The sequence below is a fragment of the Komarekiella delphini-convector SJRDD-AB1 genome, from assembly GCF_014831675.1.
Lineage (GTDB): Bacteria > Cyanobacteriota > Cyanobacteriia > Cyanobacteriales > Nostocaceae > Komarekiella.
This window is the reverse complement of the sequence record NZ_VJXY01000032.1, coordinates 78,854-89,097: the sequence shown is the minus strand read 5'-3', so window position 1 is coordinate 89,097 and position 10,244 is coordinate 78,854. Positions and strand designations below refer to the sequence as shown.

Annotated in this window: 9 protein-coding genes; all 9 read right to left on the bottom strand. The window is 36.7% G+C overall.

The features are described from left to right. Positions 1-102: 102 nt before the first annotated feature. The gene (locus tag FNW02_RS24495; RefSeq protein ID WP_191760091.1) at positions 103-261 is read right to left on the bottom strand and encodes a hypothetical protein; all 159 of its coding nucleotides are present in this window, start codon (positions 259-261) and stop codon (positions 103-105) included. Positions 262-687: 426 nt separating this feature from the next. After that, on the bottom strand, positions 688-882 hold the full coding sequence (locus FNW02_RS24490) for a hypothetical protein (RefSeq protein WP_191760090.1): 195 nt from the start codon (positions 880-882) through the stop codon (positions 688-690). Positions 883-921: 39 nt separating this feature from the next. Further along, positions 922-1,122 (bottom strand): hypothetical protein, encoded by a 201-nt coding sequence (locus FNW02_RS24485; RefSeq protein WP_191760089.1) that lies wholly within the window; start codon positions 1,120-1,122, stop codon positions 922-924. A 324-nt stretch (positions 1,123-1,446) separates the two neighbouring features. Beyond that, positions 1,447-2,145, bottom strand: coding sequence for a YhfC family glutamic-type intramembrane protease (locus FNW02_RS24480; RefSeq protein ID WP_191760088.1), 699 nt, complete (start codon positions 2,143-2,145; stop codon positions 1,447-1,449). 455 nt (positions 2,146-2,600) lie between these two features. Further along, positions 2,601-3,410 (bottom strand): CPBP family intramembrane glutamic endopeptidase, encoded by an 810-nt coding sequence (locus FNW02_RS24475; RefSeq protein ID WP_225225874.1) that lies wholly within the window; start codon positions 3,408-3,410, stop codon positions 2,601-2,603. 235 nt (positions 3,411-3,645) lie between these two features. Continuing rightward, positions 3,646-5,169 carry an HlyD family efflux transporter periplasmic adaptor subunit gene (locus FNW02_RS24470; protein WP_191760086.1) on the bottom strand — a complete coding sequence of 508 codons (1,524 nt, stop codon included), beginning with the start codon at positions 5,167-5,169 and terminating at the stop codon, positions 3,646-3,648. 49 nt (positions 5,170-5,218) lie between these two features. Beyond that, positions 5,219-8,005, bottom strand: coding sequence for a peptidase domain-containing ABC transporter (locus tag FNW02_RS24465; RefSeq protein WP_191760085.1), 2,787 nt, complete (start codon positions 8,003-8,005; stop codon positions 5,219-5,221). Beyond that, positions 7,908-8,621, bottom strand: a complete 714-nt coding sequence (locus tag FNW02_RS24460; protein WP_191760084.1) for a helix-turn-helix domain-containing protein — start codon at positions 8,619-8,621, stop codon at positions 7,908-7,910. Before FNW02_RS24460 ends, FNW02_RS24465 begins: the two co-directional genes overlap by 98 nt. A 95-nt stretch (positions 8,622-8,716) precedes the next feature. Further along, positions 8,717-9,472, bottom strand: coding sequence for a peptidylprolyl isomerase (locus FNW02_RS24455; protein ID WP_191760083.1), 756 nt, complete (start codon positions 9,470-9,472; stop codon positions 8,717-8,719). Between the last annotated feature and the right edge of the window lie 772 nt (positions 9,473-10,244).

The window sequence follows — 10,244 nt, the reverse complement described above, 5'->3', positions numbered from 1 at the left end:
GATCTAGGCTTTCTTTAATAAAATCTTCTAATGATTGTATCCACATCCCTGCATAACCATATTTTTGTACTAATTACTACTTTAGTACTTTTAAGCATTTTCTCATAACTGATTTAGGATTGCTATATTAGGTAAAGTAATCAGTAGATTGAAGTTTTTACCAGAGATCCGTTCAGTGCTTCCTTGCAAATCCTCATCTATGCAAATACCTTGCTTGGACAAATACTCAAAAACATTTTGAGTGGTTAACCGAAATGTCATAATTTAACCTTCACTAGGTTTCGATCTTCAAAAGTATAGATAAGCTCTTATCGCGTTTTTAACAACAATAGATACCTGTAAAAATCGATATTTTATTAATAGTATAGATGAGGTAAACAGCACGCCTCTATGAAGAAACGGCGTTATCTATTTAAGATTGCTGAATTTTGCCGAATTGGTGTCTAAATACAAGTATCTGTGATTAGAGTTTAAAAATCAACTTGTTCAAGCTGATAATTAAGACACAAATGAAACAATCATGTCTTTGAAATGTATGGAACTGTTGCTCAATTCGTAGATAACATAACTTAACAAATTTGTGAGTAGCTGTAGTCTGTAGTTTTACAAACTACAGCTAACCCAATGCTAGATGAACAGTCTATAAGCTGGAGATTCTGCTTAATTTGCAAAAAATTAGAGACGCAACTAGAAAGTCCGAGTGCGAGTCCAGGTCAGAGAGTAAGTCCGAGTCACTGTCACTGAATAAGTAAGACTGAAACTAACAAGTCCACCTTCTACAGTGCTAATCTCACTCTCAGTTAATTCATTAAGAAAGCTTTCTGAATCCTTGAATAATTCGGAACCTGCTGGTCTGAGATTGTGGATTTTGATGCTAGCCATTTTAGATTCTCCTTAATTTTCAAAAAATTATAGACGTAACTAGAAAGTCCGAGTGCGAGTCCAGGTCAAAGAGTAAGTCCGAGTCAAGGTCACTGTATAAGTAAGAGTTACGGTTACAGTAGCGCGTGCACCACCTGAAACCCCAAGTTCTTCTTCAGTTAGCTCATTCATAAAGCTTTCGGAACCCTTGAACAAATCAGACCCAGCTGGTGCTAGATTATTGATTTTGATGCAAGCCATTTTTAGATACTCCTGAAAACTAAAGTATTGGATTGTCTGGTTTAAAAGTTTATCCAGACAAAAATAAGTATTCATTTTTTAACTCTTAAAATCAATATTTTCAAACATCTATTTCAGACATTTATGAATTATTCATGTCTCTTGTAATCCCAAAAGTATCCATTAATTTAAATCTCCTAAAAAGTAGTTCAAGCTTGATTCAGCCTAGCTAAATCAAGCTTGAGAAAACATATACATTGTTTTAAAATGCTACTTTTGCTTTTCTAATTAAAGAGTTTGTATTTAATAAAATAGACGAATACTCAGCAGTAATTCAGTTATTCATCAGAGTTGGATGAATACTGATAAACCCAATAAGAAAAATGCTATCCCCATTACAGCAATGATTATTTGAACACCTATAGGGTTATACCGCAGCATCATAAACGTGCCTAGATTGAAGCTACTATGAATGATAGAACCAGGAAAAATGAAAAAAGACCATTTTGCTAATAAAAGCGTAAAACCAATGTGGAATGCAGTAGCGGAAAAACGCTCTATTATTCCCAAAAAAGGTGCTGATTCCGTTAGCATACCAAGTTCTTGAAGATACTCTCTAAGTTGGATAGCTTCTTCGTCATTTTTATGGATAAGTGTGGTAATTAAATATCCGCTTAAAACAGCATACGCTACTTCAATTCCTCCCCAACCTAGACCAATTGAGTAGGCAGAAATAAAGTCCTTGCTTACTAGTGTTAACGTACATAATCTGATTAACTCTTCTATTGGCCCTGAAGAGAGAACCACCCACCGCTGAGCTACTTCGGTTGAACTAGCTTTTTTGTTTGCTATCAGTGCTACTGGCCCTCTGAGTATGAGCGCAAAAACCCACGCAGCAATACCCAAACCGACTAATTCCCAAAGTAGTTGTTTATCCCAAACCAAAGGTAGCAAACCAAACCCCACTGGAATCAGGAAATAAAATGGTGTTGCCAAAATAAATTGACGAAAGCTAGGTAAAGACGTTGCTGTTGGTGTTGACATTAAGCGTGCCTCATGGTGACTATTTTTACTTAATTGATTAGAACTACCTCAAATCAGGACTTTTCGTTGGATGTTTTGAAATTTTTGTAGAGGCTGGAGGTAGAGTGTAGGAGTTGATAAATTTGCGATGTATCCGAGTTCTTAATTCCCAACGCTTTACACCCAAAAACCAGTTAAATCAAGAATTTATGCTTATCTTAGTGCTATTCGTACAAGGTATTAAACCACCGAAAAAAGTTTTTTGGACAAGACTGATACAGTGATGTCTGCAATATTCCTAATAAATTAGAATTTACAAACATCCTCTAATACCGTTTAACTTTAAGGTTGATACATTTAGGCAAGCTGGGGGAGTAAATTTTACCAGGATTTTAGTGAAATGGTATGAGTATAAGCTAAGAACCCCGGTTTTTTGAATAAACCAGGGTTCTCATATCCTGACTAACCTAATTAAGTTATGGCGCAACCTTTACTTTCGATATTACAGGCTCTTTAGCTAAGAAATAATCGTAGGCGAAAAGACCTATAATTACGATCGCGATCGCAATCAGTCCTGCTAACCCAGTCATCCCAATTGTTAAATCGTTTCCTCCCTTAATCAGTGAAATAGGGAGTCCAGCAAGTGCATTAGTTGTGCCATGCATAATAGCTGCCGCAATAACTGATTTTGATTTAATTCTGATATAACTATATATTGGTGCTAACAACAAAGTCGAAATTGTCATCATGAACACGCCAATTTGAGGATGCTGAGGATAATTATGTCCTAGCAAAACTAGTGGAGCATGCCATACTCCCCAAGTTAGACCGATAATTGCTGATGACTTCCAGAAACCCATAAAATTAAGTTCTGTTTGCAGAAGTCCTCGCCAGCCTAATTCTTCACCAAAACCAAAAACTGCATTAATTGTCACACCTGCAATCAAACCTTGTAATATATTTGTCAATATCAAGGCATAGCTTGGCATAGCAGCTAAATCGCTTTGGATTTGTTTTAATTGTTCTGGCGTAACTATAGATTTAATCCGCTCTAATGCCTCTGATGTAGTTGGAGAGTATTCAACGCCAGGAAATAGTAAGCTAATGCCTAATGTAGCAAGCACAATTATCAAAGGTAGTAGCCATGCTACCAAAAACCACTTATTTAACTTCCAAGATAACCCTAAAGATTTTAAAGATTCTCTGTAAATTAATTTCTGAGTGATGATAGCAATAAACATAGGTATAAACATATAAACCGCAGTTACAATTAGTGCGTTAGGCATGACCCATTTTCCACCTATTGCAAAGTAAAGAGCTATCAAAAGATAATTGCTTAACAAAGTAAAAGCAATAAAAAACAAAGCTTTTTTTATGTTTCTATTCATCACTTTACCTATTTTGATTAATTTTAATATTGTGCATAAAAGTTTTAATAAAAAATATTATTTGATGATTGTCACAAAGAGACTAGTAAATAGATAGAGTAAACCTTATAACCTTTAATAAGACAATATCAGATTATAATTTTACTCCTCCTTGCTGTAATTTCTTAAATGGGTCAAGAATAAAATCAATAATCCGGCGTTGGCGCACAATTACTTCTACCGTCGCTGTATCACCAGGACGTAAATCAGCACACTTATTTGCTGTAGTAATACAATTTTGATTCAAAGCAACTTTTAAATCATAAGCTGATACCTTACCATTAGATGTATCTATTTGTATCGTAGTAGGAGATATTTCCAATAATTTTCCTTCTATTACTCCATAATCTTGAAATGGAAAAGCATCAAACTTTAACTTAACTGGTAATCCTTTCTGTAAAAAACCACTTTCATCTATTGGCATTTGTGCCCGTATTATTAAAGGCGAATTTATTGGCGCTATCTCCGAAACCATTGTACCTGGCTGCACCAAAGACCCTGCTTTTTCAATTGGCAACTTAAACACCGTACCACTCACAGGCGCTTTTAATATTCTTTGTTTTAACTGAAATTCCAATGATTTAATCTGAATTTTAGTTTGAGCAATTTCTGCTTGAAGTGTAGTAATTTCTGCTATCAAATTTTTCAGTTGTTCCTCACTTTTTAGTGCAGCCAAGTTGCCTGAGTGAGTCAAAGTTCGGTAACTCCTCTCTTGTTCTTCTAATCGCAGTCTGGCCTGGTCAATATCTGCCTTCGCTTGCCGAATACTACGTTGGTAATTGCTTTTTTGTTCGGTAAAACGTAACTTTGCTTGTTCAATATCTGACTTATTTTGTTCAAATATTTTTTGTTTGTCTTTAGCTATATCTTCTTTGTCTACGACTTGAATTTCTGAAACAATTCCTTCGCGATTCAATTTACTGAATCTTTCAACTTCTTTTCGGGCACTTACTAAACTACTTTCTACTAATTTAATTACATTTTGATTATACTCAAGAGTCATTTTTGCCTGATTAAGTTGAGCTAGTTTTTCCTCTTTTTGTAAATTATATGAATTCATAATAGTTTGATAACTTTGCCGTGCCTGGTCAATTTGCACCAGTTTTTCTAACTCTTGAGCTTGATTTTGTTGACGTTGTGTAGCTAAAGCTACAGCTAATTGATTCTTTAATAAATTTGACTGCGATCGCCGATTTAATTGACCTTCTAATTTATCTTTTGCCTGCCGTAATTCTGCATTAACCAATTCTGATTCCAATACTAACAATGTCTGCCCATCTTTAACTACATCACCTTCTTTTACTCGAATTGCTGTAACTATTCCTTCGACAGCAGCATCTAGTCTCACTGTGTTTCCTTGAGGCTCAAGTTGCCCTCTAGCTGTACCTGTTTCATCCACTTTAAACAGTATTGCCCAAGGTAAAACGATAGATACAAACACTACCAAAAAATACAATAATCCTCTTGTCCAAACTTTAGGAAAGCTATCGAGTGATTCTTTAGTTACATTAGACCAATCATTAGTTAAAGTAGCTGTAACTGAAGAGTTTAAATTTTGAGAGCGCTGTTGATCATCAGGGATGTTGCTAGTAACTGATCCATTCAATGTATTTGGCATGATTTCTCCTGAGCCAATTTGGGATTTTGGGTTGTAGAGATAAAGTACCCTACATCTCTACTGCCATATTCAACTGCTGTTGATTGAGATAAAAGTAATGCCCTCGCTTCGCCATCAACTCTGAGTGAGTTCCACTCTCAATCAACATGCCTCTATCTAGCACTAAAATCACATCTGCATTCTGCACAGTTGAAAGACGGTGAGCAATAACCAAAGCAGTACGTCCTTTAAGAATTGTATTAAAATTCTTTTGAATAATTCTTTCTGATTCTGTATCAAGATGAGAAGTTGCCTCATCCAAAATCAATAACCGAGGATTACCTAATAAGGCTCTAGCTATAGCAATTCGCTGGCGTTGTCCACCAGACAACAAGCCCCCACCTTCACCAATCTGCGTTTCATAACCCATCGGTAAGTTTTTAATAAATTCATTAGCACCCGCTAGTTTTGCTGCTTCAATAACCTCTGGCAAAGTTACATCAGGATGTCCTAAACTAATATTTTCCCGAATCGTACCGCCAAACAAAAAGGTGTTTTGGTCAACAACCCCCACCTGTTGACGTAAAGAACACAAGAAAATACTGGTAATATCCTGCCCATCAATCAATACTTTGCCATCCGTTGGCGGGTACAAACCCAAAACTAATTTAGAAATCGTGGTCTTTCCTGAACCACTGCGTCCCACTATGGCGACCATTTGTCCTGGTTTTAGGATAAAACTCAGATTTTCCAAGACATTAATATCGCTTTCAGAATGATAGCGGAATGTTACGTTTTTAAAGCAAATTTCACCCTGAATTGGTGGTAAAGATTGCCGTGATTGCTGGTTTAAATCTTCCTCTGGTTCTGCATCCAATACATCATTAATGCGTTCTACTGCAATTACTACTTCCTGCAATTCATTCCACAAGACTGTTAATCTTTGAAAGGGTGCAATAATATTATCTAGTAGCATATTAAATGCCACCAGTTGCCCAATAGTCAACTGATTTTGAATCACCAAATGGGCTCCAAACCATAGCAGTAGTGTAGTTGCCATCGCTTGAATTGTATTGCTAAATACTTGCAGACGATTGTTGATAATTTGCCCAGAAAAGTTAGTTTTTATCTCTTTATCTAGTAACTCCTCCCAATGCCAACGTACTGTTTGTTCTACTGCTGTAGCTTTAACTGTCCGCATACCAGTTAAGAATTCAATTAGATAACTACTCTCACTGGCAAAAGCATTAAAGATTTTCCGCGAAATCTTCTGTAAAAAAGGTGTAGCAATTAACGCTAGTAAGAAAAAAGGCGGCACAATTACCAATGACAATAACGCCATTTTCCAACTGTACCAAAACATCAATCCTACATAGATAAAGACTGTGAGTAAGTCCAGCAGAATAGACAAAGCCTCACCAGAAAGGAAGCGTTGAATTTTACGGTTTTCTTGCACGCGAGAGACAATATCTCCCACATAATGCGACTCGAAGAATTTTAAGGGTAGCCGCAGAGTATGCCCAATAAAACCAACGATTAACGCTAAATCGACTCTGTTAGCTGTGTGGTCAAGTAGATACTGCCGTAACCCCATCATCGCTACCCGAAAGAGGCTAAACATCACCAATCCTAAACCCACCGCTGTTAAAGTGAGTTCTGATCGCTGTACAACCACTCTGTCTAAAATCAACTGGGTAAATAGTGGGGTAATTAGTCCAAATATCTGGATAAACACGGAAGCGATGAATATTTCCAACATTACTAAGCCATGAGGCTTCATTAATTCAAAGAATTGCCATGTTGTTGTTGTTGTTTCTTGGGCATCTTTGAACAAGACTGTGGGTTGTAGTAGTAATGTGTAGCCAGTCCAATTAGCTTTAAATTCAGCGTGACTGAGAGTGCGTTGACCAATGGCTGGGTCTGCTACAACGACCTTTTTCTGACTGATTTCATGAACAACAATGTAGTGCTTTCCTTCCCAGTGGACAATTGCAGGTAATTTTTGCTTCGCTAGCTGATCAAGACTCGCTTTTATCGGTCGGGTAGTAAAGCCGATACTTTCTGCTGCTGCCGATAATCCACGCAAGGATGCACCGTCACGGTTAACATTGGCGAGATCACGCAAGCGATTGATACTAAATTGTTTGCCCCAATAGCGAGATATCATCACCAAACAAGCTACACCACAATCTGATGCACTTTGTTGGGCAAAAAAAGGATAGCGCCTAATCACCCTTTGCCATAAATGCCCGATTCTTTGTGTGGGAGTGGGTATATAAGCTTTACTAATTTTTTTCTGCGGCTTTGGCTCTAACGCTGGCGTTGACGAACTATCATTGTCAGACAATCTATCAGATTCAACTGCGATCGCTACTGAAGAGTTATTAGAGCTAGCCAATAGAGAATTACGCGATGTCTGACGACAAGCCGCTTCTCTTCGAGACGCTTCGCGATCGCGTCTACGCGCTTGAGTTAACAATTGCTCTTGGATTTGCGGATACTTAGCCATCAATGGCAATAACACTTCACTAGGAACAAAGCACAAATGCAGATTAATCGCAGCTCTTGTTGTGTAAGGCTTGAATGCCTCTGGAAACAAAGTGAATTCGCCAAAAGAATCTCCCGTCTCTAAAGTGGCAATTAATTCATCTGCCTCATCGAGCAACCTTACTTTGCCAGCAATCACGATATAAATGCCAGATGCAACCTCAGCTCCTTGCCAGAACTTTCCTACTTTCGGCTTGAGATCTTTAACTTGTTTAAGACAGTGTTGGTATTCCTCTGCGGAAAGAGAACAGCCTAAAGTATGGCTGAGCTGTTGCAAAGAAATTAATTGCTCGGATAGATTTTCCGCCATGAATGTCTGAATTAGTATTTAATTTCACCGAATTAACAGGTAAAAAATCGCTAGTAATCGGCATCTGTTCCGATTCCAGATCGCAAATCAAGATTTTGGAATTTTTTGCCTGGGGAGAGATGTTATTCTCTTTATTAGGCTTTGGTTTACAGGACAACCCCATCTGTTTTAGCAAGCGATTGATATGGCGATCGCTCAAATCAATTCCAAATTCTTTCGACAAATGTTTATTCAGCCAATTCCCTGTCCAACGCGTAAAAGGATAGCCGTAATCACGGGGGCTATGGCTTACTAGTTCTTTCAATCGTTCCAAATATTCCTGATTCACTGTTTTAGGGCCACCAATTGGACAGTCCTGCCATTGGTGTGCCATCCCAGCACGAGCTATATGCGTCCAATGGCGTACTGTCGCTGGACAACATCCCAAAATTTGACTAATCTCTGTTTGAGATTTACCCTCATCCGCCAACAACATAATTTCAATCCGCTGGCGGTAAAACTGAGGTAAATCCTCTTGCCTACTTTTTTGCAACAGTTTACGCTGAAACGCATTGAGAAAATTACCCCTAAAAGGCACTGAGTTTTGGGCGTTAGAGGTTCCTTGATGATGTGACATAATTGTAAATTACCAATTGACATAATCAAGTAATATTCATTGATTGAAAATATTTATTGAATATCTACATAATATTCAAAAAAATTATTTTATCCTCAAATCTCCTCAATTTGACTTTCAAATTCATGAATAACTTCTAATCTTTCAGTTTGTTGCTTTAGCCAGGTATGAAACAAATCAGAAAGAATTTTAGAAGACAGTTTTTGATCTAATTGTGGTCGAATAATTTCTTCAACTAAAATTAGATGTACTCCCAAAGAGGTAACAATTGGTTTAAGAAGATGCGGTGGCTTAACAGCAAAAACAGCAGCAGAAATCTCCGGTTTTAAATCATTTCGGGTTAATATTCCTCGATACCCTCCTTTGCGGCGTAATTCTGTATCTTGGATGTATTTGTGAGCTACATCAGAGAAACTCATCTCGTCTTGCTGAATCATATAAAACAGTTCTATTGCCAAATCTTTATCATCTATAATTAGCTCATAAATCGCTACACACATGTAATCGAAGTAATTTTCAAAGAAATAAGGTTCAACTTTATCTTGAAACAAATGAGCAGCTAACTTTCCAGAGATAACTGTGTTATAAACTAATTCTTCAAAATCATCTACAGAAAGACCTTTTTTTTCTAACCATGCCAATGTCTCATTAGCATTTTCCAGGCGGTTTATTAGCCTAAATTGGTCTGCTGCTTGCTGAAGTTCCTCAGTTTCCGTTTCAATGCCAGCACTAGCGGCAGCACTCTCAATCACTTGACGGCAAAGAATTTCTTCAATTATTTCAGTAATTTTGAAAGATAGCTTGATTTGATGAAGAATATCTTTGCTATTAATAATGGTTGTCTCTGACATGATGTTTCTCCTAACTTATTCATTTTTTGTCAGTTTTAGAAGAAATAAAATATAGAGTACTCAATTAAAGGGCCTCATAATTAGGCTCACGAAATCCAGCTGTTCTTGGAAGACACGCACCATATATCACCCAAAAAACAAGGTAATCGTTATCACAATAATTAACATTAAGTATTCCTTGCTAGCTAGCTAGGTTTTCTGAAACCCTTCATTAGAAACCAAATGTTTTAACAGACTTCACCACAATGAAAAGCTAATTTTTAAAAAATTTAGTATGTAAGTGATATTATCATGAAACAATTTTTCTGGCACTAAATTTCGGAGGATTGTTGCAAAAAATTCTTAAGAATCCGAAAACTACTATATAAAGTTAACTTTTATACAATCACTTTCAATGCTTGATCAATAAATCTGACTTGCTCCTATAAATCTGTTCCTTGCCAATCATATACATCGTTTCATAACCAACGAGTGTGATTCCCACTGTATGAAATGATTTATAATCCCAATCCTGATTTGAGCGATCACGATCATTTGATCAATCAATAAACTGATTCGATCTACTTATTCAAGTACTTGACTCATTGGAATTTACACTCATCGGATAAGTCTGTTTCTTTTTTCAGATCAGCAATATTTTTATTTATATTAATTATTCTATAACTTCTATTGTGACAAGCTTTTAAAGCTTTTCGGATAAAGTGGTGCTATTTAAATAAATGTTTGGAGTTCATTTACGAGTTACCAGAGAGCACATCATTGACATAAGTTT

Bases quoted from the DNA above. Each gene is read 5' to 3' on its own strand.
- FNW02_RS24495 (WP_191760091.1), bottom strand. From the start codon at position 261: ATGACATTTCGGTTAACCACTCAAAATGTTTTTGAGTATTTGTCCAAG.
- FNW02_RS24490 (WP_191760090.1), bottom strand. From the start codon at position 882: ATGGCTAGCATCAAAATCCACAATCTCAGACCAGCAGGTTCCGAATTA.
- FNW02_RS24485 (WP_191760089.1), bottom strand. From the start codon at position 1,122: ATGGCTTGCATCAAAATCAATAATCTAGCACCAGCTGGGTCTGATTTG.
- FNW02_RS24480 (WP_191760088.1), bottom strand. From the start codon at position 2,145: ATGTCAACACCAACAGCAACGTCTTTACCTAGCTTTCGTCAATTTATT.
- FNW02_RS24475 (WP_225225874.1), bottom strand. From the start codon at position 3,410: ATGCCTAACGCACTAATTGTAACTGCGGTTTATATGTTTATACCTATG.
- FNW02_RS24470 (WP_191760086.1), bottom strand. From the start codon at position 5,169: ATGCCAAATACATTGAATGGATCAGTTACTAGCAACATCCCTGATGAT.
- FNW02_RS24465 (WP_191760085.1), bottom strand. From the start codon at position 8,005: ATGGCGGAAAATCTATCCGAGCAATTAATTTCTTTGCAACAGCTCAGC.
- FNW02_RS24460 (WP_191760084.1), bottom strand. From the start codon at position 8,621: ATGTCACATCATCAAGGAACCTCTAACGCCCAAAACTCAGTGCCTTTT.
- FNW02_RS24455 (WP_191760083.1), bottom strand. From the start codon at position 9,472: ATGTCAGAGACAACCATTATTAATAGCAAAGATATTCTTCATCAAATC.